The organism is Herbiconiux liangxiaofengii, from assembly GCF_041927335.1.
Lineage (GTDB): Bacteria > Actinomycetota > Actinomycetes > Actinomycetales > Microbacteriaceae > Herbiconiux > Herbiconiux liangxiaofengii.
In genome coordinates, this window is the sequence record NZ_JBHFHD010000008.1 from 301,409 (window position 1) to 322,471 (window position 21,063).

Annotated in this window: 14 protein-coding genes; 6 read left to right on the forward strand and 8 right to left on the reverse strand. The window is 70.1% G+C overall.

Annotated elements, in window-relative coordinates; all coding sequences use genetic code 11:
• The 6 genes from ACEXOR_RS07790 (at position 1) to ACEXOR_RS07815 (ending at position 8,926) form a co-directional block, all read left to right on the forward strand.
• Entirely contained in the window at positions 1 to 597 is a 597-nt protein-coding gene (locus tag ACEXOR_RS07790) for a hypothetical protein (RefSeq protein WP_374848918.1), read from the forward strand.
• 158 nt (positions 598 to 755) lie between these two features.
• Positions 756 to 3,131: a glycosyltransferase family 2 protein gene (locus ACEXOR_RS07795; protein ID WP_374848919.1), complete on the forward strand. Its 2,376-nt coding sequence runs from the start codon at positions 756 to 758 to the stop codon at positions 3,129 to 3,131.
• Positions 3,128 to 4,774, forward strand: coding sequence for a chitinase (locus ACEXOR_RS07800; RefSeq protein WP_374848920.1), 1,647 nt, complete (start codon positions 3,128 to 3,130; stop codon positions 4,772 to 4,774). The genes ACEXOR_RS07795 and ACEXOR_RS07800 overlap by 4 nt, the downstream gene beginning before the upstream one ends.
• Positions 4,775 to 5,064: 290 nt before the next feature.
• Positions 5,065 to 5,406, forward strand: a complete 342-nt coding sequence (locus ACEXOR_RS07805; protein ID WP_374848921.1) for a hypothetical protein — start codon at positions 5,065 to 5,067, stop codon at positions 5,404 to 5,406.
• 154 nt (positions 5,407 to 5,560) lie between these two features.
• Positions 5,561 to 7,864: a cell wall-binding repeat-containing protein gene (locus ACEXOR_RS07810; protein WP_374848922.1), complete on the forward strand. Its 2,304-nt coding sequence runs from the start codon at positions 5,561 to 5,563 to the stop codon at positions 7,862 to 7,864.
• Between the two features lie 189 nt (positions 7,865 to 8,053).
• On the forward strand, positions 8,054 to 8,926 hold the full coding sequence (locus ACEXOR_RS07815) for a VOC family protein (protein WP_374848923.1): 873 nt from the start codon (positions 8,054 to 8,056) through the stop codon (positions 8,924 to 8,926).
• Between the two features lie 79 nt (positions 8,927 to 9,005).
• Here the strand turns inward: ACEXOR_RS07815 and ACEXOR_RS07820 are convergent, their stop codons facing one another.
• The 8 genes from ACEXOR_RS07820 to ACEXOR_RS07855 all read right to left on the reverse strand — a co-directional run bounded on the left by ACEXOR_RS07820 (position 9,006) and on the right by ACEXOR_RS07855 (position 20,797).
• Complete coding sequence (locus ACEXOR_RS07820) at positions 9,006 to 9,194, reverse strand: hypothetical protein (RefSeq protein ID WP_374848925.1); 189 nt, start codon at positions 9,192 to 9,194, stop codon at positions 9,006 to 9,008.
• 80 nt (positions 9,195 to 9,274) lie between these two features.
• Positions 9,275 to 10,774 (reverse strand): catalase, encoded by a 1,500-nt coding sequence (locus ACEXOR_RS07825; protein ID WP_374848926.1) that lies wholly within the window; start codon positions 10,772 to 10,774, stop codon positions 9,275 to 9,277.
• A gap of 37 nt (positions 10,775 to 10,811) precedes the next feature.
• The gene (locus tag ACEXOR_RS07830) at positions 10,812 to 11,240 is read right to left on the reverse strand and encodes a Fur family transcriptional regulator (protein WP_374848927.1); all 429 of its coding nucleotides are present in this window, start codon (positions 11,238 to 11,240) and stop codon (positions 10,812 to 10,814) included.
• An 80-nt stretch (positions 11,241 to 11,320) separates the two neighbouring features.
• Complete coding sequence (locus ACEXOR_RS07835) at positions 11,321 to 16,744, reverse strand: ExeM/NucH family extracellular endonuclease (RefSeq protein WP_374848928.1); 5,424 nt, start codon at positions 16,742 to 16,744, stop codon at positions 11,321 to 11,323.
• A 198-nt stretch (positions 16,745 to 16,942) separates the two neighbouring features.
• The gene (locus tag ACEXOR_RS07840) at positions 16,943 to 18,691 is read right to left on the reverse strand and encodes a choice-of-anchor G family protein (RefSeq protein ID WP_374848929.1); all 1,749 of its coding nucleotides are present in this window, start codon (positions 18,689 to 18,691) and stop codon (positions 16,943 to 16,945) included.
• A 1-nt stretch (position 18,692) separates the two neighbouring features.
• Positions 18,693 to 19,529 (reverse strand): hypothetical protein, encoded by an 837-nt coding sequence (locus ACEXOR_RS07845; RefSeq protein WP_374848931.1) that lies wholly within the window; start codon positions 19,527 to 19,529, stop codon positions 18,693 to 18,695.
• 12 nt (positions 19,530 to 19,541) lie between these two features.
• On the reverse strand, positions 19,542 to 20,054 hold the full coding sequence (locus ACEXOR_RS07850; RefSeq protein WP_374848932.1) for a signal peptidase I: 513 nt from the start codon (positions 20,052 to 20,054) through the stop codon (positions 19,542 to 19,544).
• Positions 20,055 to 20,086: 32 nt separating this feature from the next.
• Positions 20,087 to 20,797 carry a SipW-dependent-type signal peptide-containing protein gene (locus ACEXOR_RS07855; protein ID WP_374848934.1) on the reverse strand — a complete coding sequence of 237 codons (711 nt, stop codon included), beginning with the start codon at positions 20,795 to 20,797 and terminating at the stop codon, positions 20,087 to 20,089.
• Positions 20,798 to 21,063: the final 266 nt, after the last annotated feature.

The window sequence follows — 21,063 nt, forward strand, 5'->3', positions numbered from 1 at the left end:
GTGCGTGGGAAGGGAGCCGACGTGAACGACGCCAGGGCGCGCATCCGGCCCGTCGCCCGCTGTGGTGCGGCGACGGTGTCAATGCTCTTCGTGACCTCGATGCTCACCGGCTGCCAGGGCACACCTCCGCCACCCCTGTACGACGACGACACGGTGACCCAGGTCACGGTCACCATGGTCGACGCCGTCGACGACACCTTCGCCGCCTTCGGCACGACGGAGGGGTGGACCGACCGGAGCGGCCATGATCCCATCGATTCCTCAGGGGCCCGGAGTGCCGAGTTCGAGACAGAGGGGTGTTACGGCACCACGTGGATGGGCCTCAGAGAAGACGGCCCCGCCGGATTCCGCTATGCCATCGAACTCGACGGCGGAGCGCAGACGATCACCGACGACCTGCTGGCCCGGCTGACGTCGGCCTGGAGCGACCGCGGGCTCACCAGCATCTCCGGACCCGAGATCGGTGCCGACCAGCGCACACACCTCATCGCCACCGGCCCCGAGCAGCCGTCAGCGACCATCGACCTCTCCTACTACCCCGATTCGCCGACGCAACCGGTGCTCCTGGAGGCCCACGGAGTCTGCGCACACCCCTGATCAGCCAGGGCGACCCGTCGCGCTCAAGTTTCTGCTCAGGTTTTGCTCAAGACGCCGTGATCGACAGGCGTCGCCTACTAGCGTTCAGATGCCGGTGTGGGCCGCACCACCGGTGCGATCCCTCGGCGCCCACGCCACAGACGCACAACCGAGGACCGATGTCGAGATCGACGAGACCACCGTCAACCAGACGGCGACAATGGGGATCCGAGCGCACCCGCACTCCCCTCCCCACCGTTCACCGCCGCCCGAGCGACGCGAAGATCGTGCGGGGACGAGTGGCCATCATCGTCACCGTCTCCGCCTGGGTGCTCTATCTGGTGACGACGATCGCCCGCCAGATCTTCGAGTACGGCAACCAGGACTTCCGGCTCTCGATGGAGGCCGTCTTCTACCTCGTGGTCGTGACCTTCCTCACCTTCTCCGCCCTGATGTACCTCGTCGCCCGGCAGGGTGCGCTGCGCCGGTTCCGCGACCACGTGCGGGTGCCGCGAGCCGAGCTCGACCACCACTTCGCCTCCCCCCACCCCGATGGCATGACGGTGCTCGTGCCGTCCTACGCCGAGGAGCCGTCCGTCATCCGCAAGACCCTGTGGTCGGCGGCCCTGCAGGAGTACCGGACCCTCCGGGTCGTGCTGCTCCTCGACGACCCGCCGAAGCCCAGCGACCCCTTCGTCGCCGCACGCCTGGAAACCACGAGAGCGATCACCGACGACATCGCCCGCGCCCTCGAGGCTCCGGCGGCACGGTTCGCGGATGCTCTGCTCACCTTCGAACACGAGCTCCTGCTGACCGGGCTGGTCTCCCTCGACGCCGTCGAGATCCTCGCCGGCGAGTACGAGGAGGCCGTGCGCTGGCTTCGCGCCATGGCCCAGGACGAGCCTCACGAAGACCACGTCGACACCTTCTTCATCGACCAGGTTCTCGGCGGACTCGCCGACGACCTCGAGCTCACCGCCCTCGCCCTCCACGGCGCCCTCCACGCCGAGACCACCGGCGACCACCCGACCATCGGGTCGACTCTGAGCGGCGAGCGGATGCTCGAACTCCACCGCCGCCTGGTCTGGATCTTCGGGGTCGAGACGGCCGTCTTCGAGCGCAAGGCCTACGCCTCGCTGTCGCACGAGGCCAACAAGGCGATGAACCTCAACGCCTACATCGGCCTGATGGGCGGCCGCTTCCGCGAGGAGCGCATCCCCGAGGGCGTGGTGCTGCGCCCGGTGGCCGGCGCGCAACCGGCCGACGTCGTGGTGCCGAACGCCGAGTACCTCCTCACGCTCGACGCCGACTCGCTGCTGCTGCGCGACTACTGCCTGCGCCTGGTCTACCTGCTCGAGCAGCCCGACAACGCGCGGGTCGCCGTGACGCAGACCCCGTACTCCTCGTTCCGCGGCGCCCCGACCCGGATCGAGCGGCTCGCGGGCGCGAGCACCGATCTTCAGCACATCCTGCACCAGGGCCTCACCGAGTACGACGCCACCTTCTGGGTGGGTGCGAACGCGGTGATCAGGATGGAGGCACTCGACGACATCCTCGAAATCGAGACCGTCGGAGGCTTCGAGGTGCGCCGTTACGTGCAGGACCGCACCGTGATCGAGGACACCGAGTCGAGCATCGACCTCGGCCAGCACGGCTGGACGCTCGTGAACTACCCCGAACGCCTCAGTTACAGCGCGACCCCGCCCGACTTCGGGTCGCTCGTGGTGCAGCGCCGACGGTGGGCCAACGGGGGGCTGCTCATCCTGCCGAAGTTCTTCCGGCAGATGAAGGCGCGGAAACGCGCCGGCGACCCCGTGCGGCTGACCGAGATCATGCTGCGGGTGAACTACATGGCCTCGATCGCCTGGGCGAGCTTCGGCCTGGTCTTCCTCCTCGCCTACCCCTACGACAGCCGACTGCTGAGCCCGCTGGTGCTCCTCGCCGCGCTGCCCTACTTCATCGCGCAGGCCAGCGATCTCAAGGCCTGCGGCTACAGGTACAGCGACATCCTGCGCATCTACGGCTTCAACCTGATCCTCCTGCCGGTGAACCTGGCCGGGGTGCTCAAGTCGATCGAGCAGTCGTTGACGGGCAAGAAGATCCCGTTCGCCCGCACCCCCAAGGTGCGCAACCGCACCGCCACCCAGCTGCTCTACGTCGTGGCGCCTTACGGCATCGTCGCCTTCTCGGTGCTCACCGCCTGGCGCAACGTGATCGACCAGAACTGGGGCAACGCGGCCTTCGCGGCGTTCAACGCGTTCTGCGCCTCGTGGGCCATCCTCGGCAACATCGGCGTGATCAACTCGCTCGCCGACGTGTGGCTCGGGCTCACCGACTGGATGTGGGTCGACAAGAAGCACCGCGACCGCGATCACGACCAGAGCGGGAGCGCCGAGTTCGACTGGCAGACCGCGCTCTATCACGGCCACACCCCGGCCGGCGCTCCCAGCAGCTCGCGGCCCGCGCCGCGGCCGAGCGCCCGTGCGGCGCGACCCGCTGCGTCCGCCGCCCCGACCAGCCCCCGCCGGACACAGAACGAGACGCATCCCGCATGAGCACCCTCCCCCAGCCCGCCGGCCCGCGCGCCGGCAAGCGCCTGTCGTTCTGGCGGGTGCTGCTCGGCCTCGTCGTCGTGGCGGCCGTGGCGGCGGTGGCGGTGTTCGGCTTCCGTCTCGTCGTCGTCGACCAGGCCAGTGCCAGCGGCACCTCACCGTCGTTCGCCGGGTACGTGGATGCGACGCTCACTCCCGAGTACCCCTTCGAGACACCGGAGACGGGCGCCCAGGGCGACGTCGTGCTCTCGTTCATCGTGGCGGCCTCCCCCACCGACTGCACGCCGAGCTGGGGCGCGGCGTACTCGCTCGACGCGGCCGCAGAAGATCTCGATCTGGACCGCCGCACCGCCCGCCTGCGTCAGCTGGGCGGCGACGTCGTGGTGTCGTTCGGCGGTGCGGTCAACGCCGAACTGGCCACCGCCTGCTCGAGCGTCGACGACCTCACCTCGGCCTACCGCTCAGTCGTCGATCGGTACTCCCTGTCCACCGTCGACCTCGACATCGAGGCCGACGACCTGACCGACTCGGTCGCCGGAGAGCGCCGCGCGACCGCGATCGCGGCCTTGCAAGCCGAGCGAGAGGAATCCGGCCACGACCTGGCGGTCTGGCTCACCCTGCCGACCATGCCCACCGGCCTCACCACCGAGGGCAGCCACCTCGTCGACCAGATGCTCGCCGCGGGGGTCGACCTCGCCGGCGTGAACATCATGACGATGGACTACGGCATCGACCTCGGCGGCCAGACCATGGGCGACGCCGCGATCGACGCGCTCAACGCCGTGCACGGTCAGCTGGCGCGCGCCTACTCGATCACCGGTGACGACCTCACCGATGCCACCATCTGGGCCAAGCTCGGCGCCACCCCGATGATCGGGCAGAACGACGTGCCCGGCGAGGTCTTCACACTGGACGACGCGCACCGTCTGAACGACTTCGCGCAGCAGCACCGGCTCGGCCGCCTCTCGGCCTGGTCGCTCAACCGCGACCGCTCGTGCGGCCCGAACTACCTCGACACGACCACCGTGTCGAACCTCTGCAGCGGAGTCGACCAGGGCGACGAGACCTTCGCCGAGGTGCTCGCCACCGGTCTCTCGGCCGATGACGAGGCCGGCACCCCGACGGCGACCATGCCCGGACGACCGGCATCCGGTGGCCCCACCCCCACCGTGACCGGCGGCGCCGGCGCGGAGACGGCGACGTCCGGCCCCGGTCACGAGGGCGAGCCCCCTACCGACGACCCGGCCACCAGCCCCTACCCGATCTGGTCGCCCGGCGCCGTGTACCTCTCCGGCTCCAAGGTGGTCTGGCACGGCACGGTCTACTCGGCCAAGTGGTGGACCAGGGGCGACCGGCCGGACGACCCGGTCGCCGACGCAGCCGACACCGCGTGGACCCTCATCGGCCCCGTGCTCCCGGGCGAGACCCCGTACACGCCGCCGACCCTGCCGGCGGGCACCTACCCCGACTGGGCGGGTACGAGCGTCTACCAGGAGGGCGACCGCGTGCTGTTCCAGGGCATCCCGTTCGAGGCGAAGTGGTGGACGCAGGGCGACAGCCCCGCTGCGACCGAGCGCGACTCCGACGGGTCGCCGTGGGTCGCCCTCACGGCGGCGCAGGTCGAGGAGATCGCCGGTCACCGCTAGCCCCCGGCCGCACGGCGGTCGTGACGGCAGCGACGGAGTTCGGGCGCCGTTCCCGGTGACGACGGATGCCGGGACCGACGTCGGTGCGCATCTCCGTCGTTGCGCGGGGGTCGTCGGCAGACACCAGGGGCCGCGAGTCGCGGGTGGTTCGCAAATCGGTCGTCAACAGCCCCTTCACCGCCGGCGCCCGTTACGATCAGGTGGGGGCTCGCTTGACGAACGCGCCCCGTTCGTCGAGACGATCGGGAACGCCGACGCGCGTTCCCGTCTGGTGAAAGGAGGCCTGCTCGATGCCGTTCCGGAGCAAAGAGACCCTTGAAGCGTGGCTGGACGAGTTCCGCACGACCCGCGAGGGAGGGAACCTGATCAACGTCCTGGTGCAGGACGGAGACGACGGCGCCGACACCGGCCTCGTGATCGTGCCCCTGCGCAACGAGTCGACCGAGATCTACATGCAGCCCACCTCCCCGGGTTCCGACACCTGGGCGGTCACCCTCGGCCAGCGCGGAGGATCGTACGAGCTCAGCTCGGCCGAGCTGCAGGGGCTCGCCGCCGAGCTCGCCGTGGCCGCCTCGCTCTGCCAGTTCCTGCAGGAGAAGTCGGTCGACCACCAGGAGCCCCCGGCCGAATAGCACGACAGCCCGCGGAGACGGAGACGGGCCGGCCGGCACCGACTGGGGAAAGAAATTAGGTATGCCTTACCTTATTAAGGCTACGCTTACCTAGTCCTTCCCGTTCGCTGTGAGTCGCTCTGCCGACTCGCATCCGTCTCACTCGGAGCTTCTCGTGAAACCACATCCCTTCCGGGCGCGCACCGCCCTCGCGACGGGCGTCGCCGCCGCGCTCGCCCTCTCGGCGGTCGCCGCGGCACCGGCCATGGCCGCACCCGCCCCCGCCACCGCACCCGGGGCATCCACCGACACCGCTGCGACCGCAGCCGCAGCCGCAGCGGCCGCCACCCCCATCTCCGACGCCGTCTTCACCTGGGCCCTCAACAACGAGTCGGGCAACAAGGCCTACGCCCCCGGCACCTTCAACCTGCTCAGCGCCGGCATCCTGCCCAAGACCTCGGCCGCCGACACGGTGACCTCGAGCGAGTGGAAGGCCACCGACGGCAACGTCACCATCCAGAAGAACCTCAACGGCGCCTACTCCACCGCCACCTGGGCCGGGCTCACCACCGACACCACGGGTGCCGCCATCGTGAGCCCCACCAGCGGCAAGACCAGCGGCAACCGCGTCTCCATCGCCGCGGGCACGGGCACCGTCGACCCGGCCGCCGAGAACGCCGACATCCAGTGGGACGGCGACTTCACCGTGGCCTTCTACAGCGGCATGACCCAGTTCTCGGCGAGCGACCCGCACCTCGTGGTCGAGAACGGCGTGGGCACGGTCACCGCCACGCTGAACGGCTACGGCACCGACATGACCGACACCACCGAGTTCAGCACGCTGCCCGCCACCGAGGTGGTGCTCGCCGACCTGCTGAACGTCGACGTCACCGCCACGGGCTTCGAGGTGGCCCCCGAGTACCTCGGCGTCACGCTCACGCTGCCCGAGGGCACCAGCCCGCAGAACACCTCGGGCGCGACATCCGGGGCCTTCCCGCAGAGCTTCGTCGACTACCAGCTGCTCACGGGCCAGTCGTCGTACTGGTACTCCAGCGGCGCGGCGACGGATGCGGGCAAGGTCGCCCTGCCGATCGCTGTGGGCTACACGCAGCCGGCTCCGGCCCCGAAGGTCACGGTCTCGAAGGTCGACTCCCTCAACCCGCTGGGCGACACCATCACCGTCACGGGCACCGGCTTCGCTCCGAACGCCCCCGCCACCAACGGCGCCCGCCCGCCGTTCGCCGGCCAGTTCGGCGGCGTCTACGTGGCCTTCGGCACCTTCCTCGACACCTGGAAGCCCTCGGAGGGCGCGCCGAGCTCGGCGCGCAAGACCCTGCAGTCGGCCACCAAGTGGGGCGTGACCGCCTCGCAGCTGCCCACCATCGGCACCGACGCCGGCATCGTGGTCGACGAGAACGGCGGCTTCAGCACCACGCTCACCGTCTCGCGCGGCTTCGCCGGAGCCCTGTCCGCCGGCAACTACGGCATCTACACCTACCCCGGCAGCGGCGCGACCTACGCGCCGTTCGAGACCTACACGCCCCTCACCTTCGCGCTCGCGGGCGTCGACCGCATCGACGGAGCCGACCGCCTCGAGGTGGCCACGAAGGTGTCGCAGCAGGCCTTCCCCTCCGGCGCCGACACGGCGTACCTGGTGAACGGCTACGTGTTCAGCGACGCCCTGTCGGCCGCACCCGCCGCCGTCAGCGACGACGCCCCGCTGCTGCTCACCGCTCCGGATGCGCTGTCGGCCGGTGTCGAGGCCGAGCTGAAGCGTCTCGATCCCTCCACCATCGTCGTCGTGGGCGGGCCCGCCTCCGTGTCGGAGAAGGTCATCAGCTCGCTGAAGTCGATCGCCGGCACCGTCACCCGCATCGCGGGCGCCGACCGGTACTCCACGAGCATCGCCGTGGCCGAGTACGCGTTCGGCGGCGAGGGCGACTCGGTGGCCAACGCCTACTTGGCCACCGGAACGAACTTCCCGGATGCGCTCTCGGCGAGCGCCGCGGCCGGCACGAAGGGCGAGCCCGTCATCCTGGTGCACGGCCCGTCGTCGGCCGTCGACGCCGCCACGGCCGCGGCCATCACGGGGCTCGGCGCCTCCTCGGTCACCATCGCGGGCGGACCGGCCTCGGTGAGCGCGGGCATCCAGACCTCGCTGGCCTCGGTCGAGGGTGTCGAGTCGGTCACCCGGCTGGATGGGCCCGACCGCTTCGCCGCGTCGATCTCGATCAACAACGCCGCGTTCGACACCGCCTCGCAGGTGTTCCTGGCCACCGGCTTCAATTACCCCGACGCCCTGGCCGGAGCCGCTCTCGCGGGCTCGCTCGGAGCGCCGCTGTACGTGGTGCCCACCGACTGCGTGCCCTCGGGTGTGCTGACCGCGGTCGCCGACCTCGGTGCCGACGCGGTGACGCTGCTCGGCGGACCCGTGTCGCTGAGCCAGAACGTGGCCGAGCTGAAGGCCTGCTCGTTCTGACGGGCGGCGGCCTGACGGGCGGCGGCCTGCCCGACGTGACCGCCTGACGGACGTGACCGCCTGACCGGCCGACCACCCGCGCTCGACGGCGCATCCTGAACCCGCGTTCCGGCCCACCAGCCGGGGCGCGGGTTCTGTGTACCCGGCCACCCCGGAATATAGTTGTCGATACAACCGTTGACCAGCATCATGACAGACCACACTGATCTCCTCGCTCCCGACACCGTCATGGGGGCGGTGACCCTGCGCGTCGGCGACCTCGACCGCATGATCCCCTACTACCGCGACGCCGTGACGCTCGACGTGATCGCGCAGCAGGGCGACTCGGCGGTGCTCGGCCGCGGCGGGGTGCCGGCCGTCATCCTGAAGCACGCCCCCGAGCTGAAGAACCCCGAGCCGCGCGCGGCCGGACTCTTCCACACCGCCATCCTGTTCGAGTCCGAAGCCGCCCTCGCGGCCGCGGTGTACTCGGTCGCCACCCGCTTCCCGCACTCCTTCACCGGCTCGAGCGACCACCTGGTGTCGAAGGCGTTCTACTTCGACGACCCGGAGCACAACGGAGTGGAGCTCTACTGGGACCGCGATCGCACCGAGTGGAGCTGGGTGCACGGCCAGATCGAGATGTCGACGCTCTACCTCGACCCGAACGTCTTCCTCGAGCAGCACCTCACCCCCGAGTCGGTGGCCGACCCGCGACTGGGCGGCGCGAGCGTCGGGCACGTGCACCTCTCGGTGGGCGACGTGGCCACCGCCCGCGACTTCTACGTCGACACGCTCGGCTTCGAAGTGACGGTGGGCCTCGGCGCCTCGGCCCTGTTCGTCTCGGCGGGCGGCTACCACCACCACATGGCCATGAACGTGTGGAACTCCCGCGGCGCCGGCCGCCGGCAGCAGACCCTCGGGCTCGGCCAGGTGGAGATCGTGCTCCCGGATGCCGACGGCGTCGCCTCGGTCGACGACAGGCTGCGGCAGCACGGCCTGCAGACGGCGAACGACGGGCGCACCGTGACCGTGGCCGACCCGTGGGACAACACCATCCTGCTGCGGCCCGCCGCCGCCTGAGCCCCGGCCGGCGCACGCGAGAACGGCACCGCCTCCGTGAGGAGGTCGGTGCCGTTCCGACGTGCGCGAGGCCCTGGAGCTACGCCGAGGCCAGGCCGATGGAGCCCGTGGCGGGCACCGAGGGTGCGGTGCTGCGCGCCCGCACCCGGCGGGGAGCCTCAGGCTCGGCGTCGGTGTACCGGCCGACAGGCCGCTCGTTGGCCGAGTTCGTCGAGATGTAGGAGCCCCACACGTGTCGAGGGCCGTATTCTGGGGTGTGTTCGGTCATTCTTCTGCCTTCCAGAGGTGATGGTTGGATCGAACCTGCGGTGCCGGGGTCCAGCCCGGCACCGCACTTCTCATTCGGGGTCAGGCCTGGCCGATGCCGACCTGCTCGGGGGCGACGTCGGCGCCGGGAGCCGAGGGCTCGAGGGCCTCTGCCACCCGGAGCGCCAGCGTCGCGTCGACGTTGTGCCAGTACTCCAGCACGCGGGTGCGCAGCTCCGGGATGGTGACCTTCGACACGTGGCCGGCGATGTTCGCCACCAGGCGGTCGCGCGCCGCGTCGTCGAGCACCTCGCGCACGAGCGTTCCGGCCTGGCCGAAGTCGTCGTCCTCGGGGTGCAGGGTCGCCGCCGCGCGCACGAGCTCGCCGTCGGACTCCCAGCCCGCGTCGTTGCCGTGGCGCGCCGGGTCGGCGTGCGGGCCGCCGTAGGAGTTGGGCGCGTACACCGGACGGTCGGCGGGAGCGAAGTCGTACCGCATCGCGCCGTCTTTGGAGTACGAGTTCACCGGGCTGTGCGGCGCGTTCACCGGCAGCTCTGCGTGGTTGGTGCCCACGCGGTAACGGTGAGCATCCGCGTAGCTGAAGATGCGGGCGAGCAGCATCTTGTCGGGCGACGCCGCGATGCCGGGCACGAAGTTCGACGGCGCGAAGGTGGCCTGCTCGATCTGCGCGAAGTAGTTCTCCGGGTTGCGGTTGAGCGTCATCTTCCCCACCTCGTGCAGCGGGTAGTCGGCGTGCGGCCACACCTTGGTGAGGTCGAACGGGTTGAAGCGGTAGGTGGCCGCATCGGCGTAGGGCATGATCTGCACCGAGAGCGTCCACGAGGGGAAGTCGCCGCGCGAGATGGCCTCGGAGAGGTCGCGGATGTGGAAGTCGGCGTCTTCACCGGCGATCTGGTCGGCGGCGGCCTGCGAGAGGATCTCGATGCCCTGGTCGGTCTTGAAGTGGTACTTCACCCAGAACCGCTCGCCGGCGGCGTTGATCCACTGGTAGGTGTGCGAGCCGAAGCCGTCCATGTGACGCCAGGAGGCGGGCAGGCCGCGGTCGCCCATCAGCCAGGTCACCTGGTGCGCGCTCTCGGGCGAGAGGGTCCAGAAGTCCCACTGCATGTTGTGGTCGCGCAGGTGCGTGCCGGGCAGGCGCTTCTGCGAACGGATGAAGTCGGGGAACTTGATGCCGTCGCGGATGAAGAACACGGGGGTGTTGTTGCCCACGAGGTCGTAGTTGCCCTCGTCGGTGTAGAACTTCAGGGCGAAGCCGCGCGGGTCGCGCCAGGTGTCGGGCGAGCCCTGCTCGCCGGCGACGGTGGAGAAGCGGGCCAGCATGTCGACGGATGCGCCGGGCTGGAAGAGGGAGGCACGCGTGTAGGCGCTCACGTCACCGGTGGTCTGGAAGGTACCGAACGCTCCGCCGCCCTTCGCGTGCACGACGCGCTCCGGAACCCGCTCGCGGTTGAACTGAGCGAGCTTCTCGACGAGGTAGTGATCGTGGAGGACGACGGGCCCGTCGGCGCCGACGCTCTGCGAGTGGTCGTCGCTGGCGACAGGGGCACCGGAATTGGTGGTGGTGTAGTTGTCGGTCATGGTCTCCTCGTTCGTTTTCAGGATCTGTTCTCGCCCTTCATGATCTGACCTCGAGCTTCTGGCAGGCTGGGCACAGGCCCCAAAAAGTCACCTCGGCCGTGGTCACCCGGAAGCCGCCCGTCGACGAGGGCGCGAGGCAGGGGGCGGCCCCGTGCACGCAGTCCACGTCTTCGACGGCGCCGCATCCGGTGCACACCACGTGGTGGTGGTTGTCGCCGATGCGCCGCTCGTAGCGCGCCGGCGAACCGGCGGGCTCGATGCGGCGGATGAGCCCCGCCTCCGTGAGCGCGTTGAGCACGACGTAGGTGGCCTGCAGCGAGAACCCGGGCAGCCCCTCGGCGGCCCGGCGGTGAACGGCGTCGGCGTCGGCGTGCGGCAGCTCCTCGAGCACCCGCAGCACCTCCAGACGCTGCCCGGTGACACGCAACCCGGCATCCCGGATGCGCGTCTCCAGCTCGATGGTCATGGAACGACCGTAGCCGCTAATTATGAACAATTCATAATTAGCGGCTACGGCGGGCGTGTCGCCCAGGTGTCCAGCCGGGGTTACCGGGTGCAGACCGCCAGGTCGTCGACGCTCTTGGTCACCGAGGCCTCGCCACCGATGACCGTCACCCGGGTGGCCCCGAGATCGGTGATCTGGTCACGCGTCTCCTGCGGCACGCAGCCGCCGGGGATCGTGAACAGCGGGGCGTCGATGCGGGGCGCGTAGGCCGAGGCCGAGAGCGCATCCGTGAACGTCAGACCGGTCGTGAGCAGCACGCGGTCGGCGGTGTCGAAGAAGTACGCGTTGATGTTCCGCGACGCCTCGTACCGGTCCTTCCCGCCGAGCCGCTCGGTCGGCGCGATCGTGTTCGCGTCGGCGAGGATGCCGGCCGAGACCGACGCCTCACCGCCCACGATGACGAGCTTGTCGACGCCCAGGTCGGTGAGCAGAGCCTTGGTGGCGGCGTCCAGCTTCGACTGGCCGCCGTTCACCAGGATGACCGGAGCCTCGCCGGCCACCGCTGCACCCGCGGAGAGCGCGTCGGCGAACGACGTGCCCGTGGCGAGCACCGCGTACGGGGCGCCGTCGGGGTACGCGGCCTTCGCCACGTTCCGCGACACCTCGTACCGGTCGGCCCCGCCGATGCGGGTGACGGTGCCGAGCGTCTTCAGCTCGGTCTCGACCGCGGTCGAGACCGTCGCCGGCCCGCCCACGATCACGATGTTCTTCGCACCGAGGCGCACGATCTCGTCGCGCACCGCCTGCGGCAGCACGCCGTTCTGCGTGAGCAGGATCGGGCCGCTGTCGACCGTCGCGGCCGGGGCCGCGGCGAGGGCGTCGGGGAAGACCTCGCCCGAGGTGACGTAGACCGAGTCCGCGCCGTCGGGGAAGCCGTCCTTCGACAGGTTCACCGAGACCTCGAAGCGGTCGGCTCCGGCGATGCGGTCGACCTCCGGCGGGTTCGGCAGACCGTTCGAGACGGTGACCGGGATGCGCACGACGGTGCCGCTCGGCGACGCGGTGAGCACCAGCTCGCTGTTCTTGTACGCGTCGACCGGAACCTCGACGGAGACCGTCGCGCTGCCGTTCGTGACCGGGATGGAGGCGAACGTCGCCGCCGAACCCGTCCAGGTCGCCGTGAGCGAGGTGTTCTCCGGGCTGCCGAGGGAGGTCAGGTTCAGACCCGACACGGTCGCCGACACGTCGGCTCCCAGTTCGACGTCACCGGCGGTGACGCCGCTGACCTGCACGGCCTGGCGGGCGAAGTCGGGCGTGAGGCCCGGGTTCGACTCCAGGTACGAGATCCACGCGTCGCGGTCGACCAGACCCGAGTCGCGCGTGTTCGTGCCGCTGGTGAACTCGCGGAAGTTGTCGCCTCCCTGGAGCAGGAAGTTGAACGACCCGATGCGGTACGAGGCCGCGGGGTCGATCGGCTCCCCGTTGATCCAGATGCCGGTGATGTGCGATCCGCGGGCGGCCGTGGCGTCGAACGTGTAGGTCACGTTCTTCGACAGGCCGAGCTGCAGGTAGGGCCGCGACGGCACGGTGCCGTCGGGGTTCGTCTGCCACTGCTGCTCGAGAACGGTCTTGAACTGCGCGCCCGTGAGCGAGGTCGTCCAGAGGTTGTTCACGAACGGCAGCACCGCGTTGGCCTCGGCGTAGGTGATCGTGCCGTCGGTGTTCGCGGGGTTCGACGTGGTGTCGCCCTTGAACAGCAGCTCGGCACGCAGGCCGCCGGGGTTCACGACGCCGATCTCCGCGCCGCCGCGATCGGCGGAGCTGAGCGACGACACGAGCGAGTCGGCCACCAGGTCGCCGAGCGTCGACTCCGAGGCGCGGTCGTCACGCGAGCCGCCCACGTAGACGCCGTCGACGTAGCTGCCACCCGTGTTCGCGGAGGTGATGTCGGCGGTCACCGAGCCCTTGGGCTGGTTGCCGATCTCGGCCGCGTAGGCGAGGGCGGCATCCGTGATCGTCTTCACCTCGGCCACGGCCGGGTAGGTGTTGACGAGCTGGGCGTCGAGGGCGGCGCTGAGCGCTGCCGTCTCGGCCGGGGTCGCGCCGGTGGCCGAGGCGAGGCGCTTCACGTTGGTGGCCGTGTAGCTCACCAGCTCGTGGGTCTCAGGATCGATGCTCAGCTTCACCTGTCCGATGTTCTCGCCGTAGTTTCCGGTCTGAAGCACGGGGCGGGTCTTGTCGGTGCCCTTGATAGGACCGTCCCAGGCGTACTGCTTGTGGGTGTGGCCGGTGAAGATCGCGGCGACCTTCGCATCCGTGTCGTTCACGATCTTCGCGAACGCGCCGCCCTGAGCGAGCTCCTGCTCGAGGGTCGCACCCTCGACGAGGCCGGCTCCGGCCCCCTCGTGGTAGCTGGCGATGAGCACGTCGGCTTCGCCGTTGGACTCGTCACCGTCGGTGAGCTGGGCCGCGACGCGGTTGACCGCGTCGACCGGGTCGCCGAAGTCGAGGCCCGAGATGCCGCCGGGCGACACCAGCGAAGGCGTCTCCTGCGTGATCGCGCCGATGACTCCCACGCGGAGACCCCCGACCTGCTCGATCGCGTACTCGGGCAGCGCCGGAGTGGTGGTGCCCTTCTCGTACACGTTCGCACCGAGGTAGGCCCACTTCGCGTTGCGCGCGTCGTCGGCACCGATGATGCGGTCGGTGAGGTCGGCGTAGCCCTGGTCGAACTCGTGGTTGCCCACGGCGCTCGTCTTCAGGCTCAGCGCGTTCAGCACGTCGATGGTCGGCTGGTCCTGCTGCACGCTCGAGGCGAACAGCGAGGCGCCCACGTTGTCACCCGAGGAGATGAACATCGAGTTCGGGCTCTGGGCCTTCAGCTGCTCGATCGTTCCGGCGAACTTGACCGTGTTGGCATCGATACGACCGTGGAAGTCGTTGATGTCGATCAGGTTCAGCTCGACCGGACCGGCCACCGGGTTGTAACCCAGCACCACGGGGTCGTGGTCGCTGGAGCGGAAGACGCTCTCGTCGTAGAAGTTCGTCGCGTTGTAGTTGTAGCGGCTGTACTCCTTGGCGATCGTCTCACCCGAGTTGATGTTCCAGATGTCGACGCCGGTGACCTTGGCGTCGGCCGACGGCGAGGCGAACACGTGGTCGAGCGAACCGCTCGTGCCACCGAACGAGTAGCTGTACTTGCCCGACTTCGCGCCCTGGTCGATGTAGCCGGCATCCGTCAGCGCCACCGCCGGGTCTTCCTTCGAGTAGGCGTTGAAGTCGCCGATCAGGAAGACGTCGGTGGTGCCCAGCTCGGTCTGCAGCGACGACGAGAACGACAGCAGAGCCGCCGCCTGACGCGTGCGGTCGCCGTTGAAGGCGCCCTGGACGCCGTTGGCGTTGTCGCCCGTCGCGGGCGGCGTGCTGTCGCCCTTGGACTTGAAGTGGTTCACGATGGCGATGAACTCGCCGCCGGTGGCGCCGACCGGAGCGAACTCCTGTGCCAGCGGCTGGCGGGCGTTCGAGAACGCCGGGTCGATCAGCACACGTGACGCGCCCACGGGCTCGACGGCGGCCTTCTTGTAGATGAAGGCGGTGCGGATGACGTCCTGCTGCGCCAGCGGCGGCAGCGCGTCGGCGGCGGGCGAGGGCACGAACGCCCACTCCTCGGAGCCGAGGGCTGCGTTCAGCGCGGTGACCAGGGTCGACAGGGCCGAGTCGCGGTCCTCGCCGAACTTGGCCGAGTTCTCGATCTCCTCGAGCGAGACGACCTCGGCGCCGAGGCCGTTGATGGCCGCGACGATCTTGGCCTGCTGGCGGGCGAGGTCTTCGGCCTCGGCCGCACCGCGGGCGTCGCAACCCCGGTTCACGGTGACCGGGTCCTTGTCGCGGTCGACGTAGTACGTGCATCCGGTGAGCTGGTCACCGGTGGTGGTGAAGTAGTTCAGCACGTTGAAGCCGGCGATCTGGATGTCGCCACCCACCTCGGCGGGAGCGACGTCCTGCTCACCCGTGAACGTGGCCGGAGCGGTGCCGCCCACGGCGTACTGGGTGGTGGGCTGGAACTTCCAGGCGCTGTTGCGGAAGTCGAAGATCAGCGGCGCGGTGAACGTGGCCTTCGAGCCCACGACGATGTCGGGGTTCTCGGTGAGGTACGGCAGCGGGATGTTCTGTGCTGCTCCTCCACCGTTGGGCAGGAAGTTGATGCTCGCACCGTCGTCGAGGGTCACGGCGCGCGCGGCGTTCGACGCCACGGCGGCGGTGTACTCGGCGCTGTCGGGACGGGCCGTCTCGGTGGGGGTGACCAGCGGGGTGTCGCCCGCGGCCAGACCGATCTCGGCGTACTGGTTGGTGGAGTAGTTGTTCGTCACCGTGAAGTCACCCTGCGGTGCGACGAGCATGCTCTCCATCGTCTCGCGGGCGGCGTCGTCGAGCGGCAGCGTGAGCGCCAGCGGGGTGACGGCCTCGGCGGGGGTGTCGAGCTTGGTGAGCCCGGCGGCCGAGGTGACCTCGAACTCGGTCAGGCCCTGGAACTCCGTGACGGTTCCGGTGAGCTTCACGTGATCGCCGATGGCGACGGATGCGACGGTCGACGCCGAGTAGACGTAGATCGCGTCACTCGCGGTGCGGCCGGTGACCTGCGAGCCGGTGCCCGGGGTCTGGATGACGTAGCCGTTGAAGCCGCCCGTGGGGTACACCGCGGTGACGACACCGCTGGTGCTCACGACCGGCTTGTCCGAGGTGGCGAACGGCGACGAGGCGCCGGTGCCCTGGAGCTCGGCGATGGTGTACTCGGTGGGGTCGGCCGGAGGCGTCGTGGGCTCGGGCGTGCCGGTCGGCGTCGGCGTGGGCTCGGGGGTCTCGCCCTGGCCGCTGCTCTGCGGGGTGACGTCGGCCGACGAGACGAAGTCGGCCGAGTTGACGTCGGTGTCGGCGAAGCCGGTGCGGTTCAGCGAGTTCGGCACGCCGTTGGCGCCGTCGACGGTCGCGACGCCGCCCTCGAAGGTGTTGGAGGTGCCGTAGCCGACCAGGTCGACGATGTTCTCGGCGCCCACGACCGAGCCGGTGGCGGGGGTGAGCGCGGTGGTGGTGCTGGCGAGGAAGAGGGTTCCGTTGGTGCCCGACGGGTTCAGCGCGCTGCCCAGGTCGACATCGGCCTCGGGGAGCGCGGCGCCGGTGGTGCCGTTGCCGTTGATCGCGGCCAGGTAATAGCCGTCGGCGGGGATGGAGCCGGTGAGGGCGCCCACGCCGTTCGCGGCGGCGCTGGCGGATGCGCTGCGGTACTGCAGCGACCAGCCGTCGAGCGACACTGGGGCGTCGCCCGGGTTGTACAGCTCGACGAACTTCTTGTTGAAGGGGGCGTTGGCACTGCCGCCCTTGAGGTACGCCTCGTTGATGATCACGCCGGTTCCGTCGACGCTGGCGGATGCGGATGTTGCGACCCCGACGAGTGGCGCCGCGAGGAGCGCACCCCCCAGGATCGTCGCGAGAACCGCTTTCACGGTTCTCGTGGCTGATTCGGACATGGATCTCCTAGGACGAAGGGCTCACACGGATTCCGTCATGCTAGGGGCCTCATGCAACGAAAGAAAGACTGAACATTTCCAGCAGGTTAACTTAGGGAAACTGAAGGATTGTCACCCCCATGGGGGTCAAAAACACTATGGGACAGGCGCCGCGCTTGTCCAGAGCGCGACGCCTGTCGATTCTGTTCTGTGACCTTTTCAGGGGGCGTCGACCGGCCCCGCGGAGGCCGTGGCGAAGGACAGGCTCGCCACCTCCCCGGGCACCACCGGTGCGATCCCGACCCGCAGGGCCGTGACCAGGTACTGCGCGCTCGAGTCGCCATCCGCCTGTTCGAAGCCGGTGTCTCCCGGGGCGCCGAACTGATCGGGCTGCACGTTGGCCATCAGCGAGAGCACCTGCGGCAGGGCGCCCACCACCGCCGACAGGGCCGTCACGATCGGCGCCGTGGCCAGCGAGAGGGTGGAGCCGAGCGTGGTGACCGCTCCGATCGCCGTGGTGCCGACCGCGTTGGCGACGGGGGACACCAGGAAGGGCGCGAGAGCGTTCACGATTCCGAGCAGCCCGTTCAGGGTCAGGCCGAGCGGACTCAGCAGCGGATTCAGCACGATCGCCGCCCCGAGAGCCGTCGCACCGACCGTGAAGGTCGCCGTGCTGTCGATCACCGCGCCGAGCGGAGCCACGAGGTCGACGGTGACGGCCACCAGCGGAACCAGCCCGGCGAGCAGGTTCACCCGCAGGCCGAGATCGACGGTGAGCGTGGCCGCCCTGATCTCGTTCGTCAGCTCGGTCACCACGTCGGTGACGAAGTCGTCCAGCAGGTCGCCCACCCGTTCGACCAGGTCGTTGACGACCAGGTCGTCCAGCACCAGCTCCGAGTTGGGGGCCAGGTTGTTGATCGACGTGGAGTCGTAACCGAGCAGCTCGTCGAGGTCGACCGAGATGGTGCCGTTCACCAGGTCGATCGACACCACGCCGTCGCCGAGCGGAGTCGTCAGCAGTGTGGCGACCGAGCCGGCCAGGTCGAGCCCGGACAGGCCCACCGTGCCCGTCACGTCGCCGACCGCCAGACCGCTCACGAGCCGGGCGAGCAGCGCGGTGCTGATCGAGTTGGAGATGAGCCCGTTCGTGCCGAGCAGCGAGTCGATCGAGGACTGCACGGCGGGCAGCCCCGTCGAGACGTCGTCGACCAGGTCGCCGATCAGGGGTGAGTCGATCTCGAGGCCGAGGCCCGCGATGCCGTAGTCGCGCACCACCCCCGAGACGCTGCCGTCGCCCCAGAGCGCGGAGCGCAGGGCCGCGCACCAGTCGAGCGTGGAACTCGCCGCCACCGCCCCCACCTCGAGCCGCGCATCCGTGATGCCGGCCGCAGCGGGGAGGAACGTGCTGAGGCCCACCGTGGCGGGCTCGGGCAGATCGGCGTCGGGGGTGGTGGGGGTCACGCCCACCCCGCCGGAGTTGCTCACCAGCCCGGAGGCCCCGGCGGCGGTGCCGTAGCCCGACACCTGCGCGTACTGGTTGACGGCGCCGGCCGAGCCCACGGGGAGTCCTACGGTGAGGCCGGTCAGGTCGATACCGGCCACGCCGCCGAGCAGCGACACGTTCAACGGGTTGGTGTAGGTGGCGGTGGGCGGCGCCGATCCCTGGTCGATCGAGGTCGGCGGATCGACGGCGAGCGCGCCGTCGGCGGCCCGGTCGAGCTCGACCCCGTTCAGGGCGGCGAGCGAGTCGAGGTCCTGCGTCAGCAGCTCCCCCGAGAGGAAGCGGCCGAACGCCGTGGCGGCATAGCCCTCGTCGGTGCCGCACGCGAACGACGAGGTGCCGACGGTGCCGTGCACCCACTCCTCGTCGGGCCACGAGGCCGTGGTCGCCGCGATGGTCGAGGGCACGAGTGCCGTCGTGAGCACCGCGGTGGAGACGAGCGCGATGGTTCTGGTGACTCTGCGCATGTCAGATCTCCTCGTGGTGGATGCGGCCGGTGGGGGTGCGACCGGGCTCGGCCCGGCCGGTATCGGTGTTCAGGCCCGACAGGCTCTGCCGGCGCAGTCGCGTCCTGGCGATCACGAGGGCGAGCCCGATCAGGCCGGCGGTGAGCGCACCGAAGGCGATGACGCCCGAGAGCATCCCCTCGCGCCCGGTGTTCGCGAGGTTGCCCTTCGACGGCTTCACGGGAGTGATCGCCGCTCCGTCGACGGCGGTGGCGGTGAGGCCCACCCCCATGCCGCCGGTGAGACCCATCAGACTGCTGTCGGCCTGCGCCGCGGCCGAATCCTCGACCGCGAGCGTCACGAGCAGGTGCTCCGGGCTGCCGGGCACGAGCGGGGTGAGCTCGAAGCTCGGGCTGGTGGTGCTGTGGTCGTCTTCCGGGGTGGCCTGCGTGATGCGGGCCGCACCCTCGGCGCACGTCGGCGCGCCGGCCTCGACACCGGTCCAGGCGACCGAGCAGCGGTCGACGGTCATCACGAGGCCCCGCGGATGCTCCGCCAGTTCGCCGTCCTTCCGCAGCTCGAGCGAGAGGGTGGCGCGGGCGGCGTCCTCCAGCCGGGCGTCGACCCGCCAGTAGGCGGGGTCGCCGGGGCTGAGGTCGGGGAACATCGCCGGGTACGGGTCGGCCGCGAGAACCAGCCGGCCCGGCATCCCGGTGGCGGTCGGCACGTCGACGAAGGCGGCCCGGGCGGAGTCGGCGAGCAGCAGGCTCCCTGCCGTCAGAGCCAGAACGGCCGCGGCGCCGATGGCGCCGGTGACGACGCGCGAGGGCGCCGGCACGGCCGATGGTGGGTGGTGCATGTGTTTCCCCTGTCAGTGACGTGGAGCGACCGGGCGGCGTCTCGGCCAGAAGCCCCACGCGGCGATCGACGCCGCTCCCACCGTGACGGCGATCATCGCCGTGGGGGATCGAAGGGTCAGCACGGCCGAGCCGATGCCCGGGAAGGAGGCGACGACGCGGCCCACCTCGGCCACGACATAGCGGTCGCGGTCGGGGAAGGCGTTGTCGTCGCCCTTGAGGGTGAGCGTGCGCTCCGCGTCGTCGGCCGCCGGTTCGACGGCGACGACGCGGTGCGTGACGGGTGTGCCGCTGTCGGGCCGGTGAACCGTCACCACGTCGCCCACCCGCAGGTCGGCGGCGGAGACGGACTGCACGACGGCCGCGGTGCCGGTGGGCATGGTGGGCGACATCGACCCGGTGACGAACACGATCACCGAGAGCGAGAACACCCACGACACGAGCAGCCAGACCACCACGAGGATGCCCACCGTCCCCGCCGCGGCGACGGCGATGTCGCCGGTCCTCTGGGCGGTGACGGTGGGCATGTCGGTCTCCTCGTGGGTCGGGAAGGGTGCTGCTACGCGGTCTCGGCCTCGAACTCCCAGGCCGGGGCGAAGGTCAGGCCCATGTAGTCGTCCAGGGTGAAGCCGGGCGCCGGGGTCAGACCATCGGGCAGGGTCACCTCGAAGCAGTAGAACTGCGTGCTGCCGGCCTCGGCCCCGAGCGCCTGCTCCGCCGATCCACCGGTGCTGTCGAGCGCTCCGTCGGCGATCACGGCGGGGGCGCCCGGCGCTCCGCTGAACGCGCCGACCTCGCACGTGAACGCCGCGTCGTCGGTGGCGACCCGCACGTCGAGGGCGCCGTAGAGCAGACCGTCCGGGTCGTCCTGCACGATCGTGGCCGCGGGCACGGCGGCCTGCAGCAGCACGTCGCCGGCCAGCGAGGTGTCGGAGGTCTGCAGCGCCACTCCGGCGTAGACCGAGTCGCCAGGGGACAGCGACAGGGCGTCGAGACCGAAGGTGATCTCGCCACCGGGGTTGGCCTCGTCGTTCACGAAGTCGTCGGGGTCGGTGTACGGCGCGACGGTGTTCTGCAGCACCTCGAACGTCGAGGTGCCGATGCCCGCTCCCCCGGCTCCGTCGCCGCCGAACACCCATTCGGTGTCCGTCCAGGCGGCCAGGGTGGCGGTGGCTCCGATGCCGAGCACGGCGGCGCCGGCCGCGAGTGCGAAGACCTTGCGGCGGGCCGTACCGGTGGAGCGGCTCGCCTCTGAGCGATGTGATGTCATGTGGATTCCCCTTGTTCCAGTCGACCGGCTGCGTGCCACGATGCGGCGCCGGGTGATCCTCGATTCGGATCTGCACCGGACGCTATGGGCCGGCGGCCGGCCCGCACATCCCCTCAGAACGCCCTTTGCGTGGTCGCTCAGTGGTCGCTCCCCCCGGCGCGCACGGGTGCGTATCGCGACTCGGTAGTGGATTCAGTAGTGGCGTGGGCAACCACTCGGTCGTTCGCACCGAACACTGAATGAAGGACGACAAGAATGTCGACCTG

Coding starts and splice junctions, on each gene's coding strand:
- ACEXOR_RS07795 (WP_374848919.1), top strand. CDS start 756: ATGTCGAGATCGACGAGACCACCGTCAACCAGACGGCGACAATGGGGA.
- ACEXOR_RS07800 (WP_374848920.1), top strand. CDS start 3,128: ATGAGCACCCTCCCCCAGCCCGCCGGCCCGCGCGCCGGCAAGCGCCTG.
- ACEXOR_RS07805 (WP_374848921.1), top strand. CDS start 5,065: ATGCCGTTCCGGAGCAAAGAGACCCTTGAAGCGTGGCTGGACGAGTTC.
- ACEXOR_RS07815 (WP_374848923.1), top strand. CDS start 8,054: ATGACAGACCACACTGATCTCCTCGCTCCCGACACCGTCATGGGGGCG.
- ACEXOR_RS07820 (WP_374848925.1), bottom strand. CDS start 9,194: ATGACCGAACACACCCCAGAATACGGCCCTCGACACGTGTGGGGCTCC.
- ACEXOR_RS07825 (WP_374848926.1), bottom strand. CDS start 10,774: ATGACCGACAACTACACCACCACCAATTCCGGTGCCCCTGTCGCCAGC.
- ACEXOR_RS07830 (WP_374848927.1), bottom strand. CDS start 11,240: ATGACCATCGAGCTGGAGACGCGCATCCGGGATGCCGGGTTGCGTGTC.
- ACEXOR_RS07835 (WP_374848928.1), bottom strand. CDS start 16,744: ATGTCCGAATCAGCCACGAGAACCGTGAAAGCGGTTCTCGCGACGATC.
- ACEXOR_RS07840 (WP_374848929.1), bottom strand. CDS start 18,691: ATGCGCAGAGTCACCAGAACCATCGCGCTCGTCTCCACCGCGGTGCTC.
- ACEXOR_RS07845 (WP_374848931.1), bottom strand. CDS start 19,529: ATGCACCACCCACCATCGGCCGTGCCGGCGCCCTCGCGCGTCGTCACC.
- ACEXOR_RS07850 (WP_374848932.1), bottom strand. CDS start 20,054: ATGCCCACCGTCACCGCCCAGAGGACCGGCGACATCGCCGTCGCCGCG.
- ACEXOR_RS07855 (WP_374848934.1), bottom strand. CDS start 20,797: ATGACATCACATCGCTCAGAGGCGAGCCGCTCCACCGGTACGGCCCGC.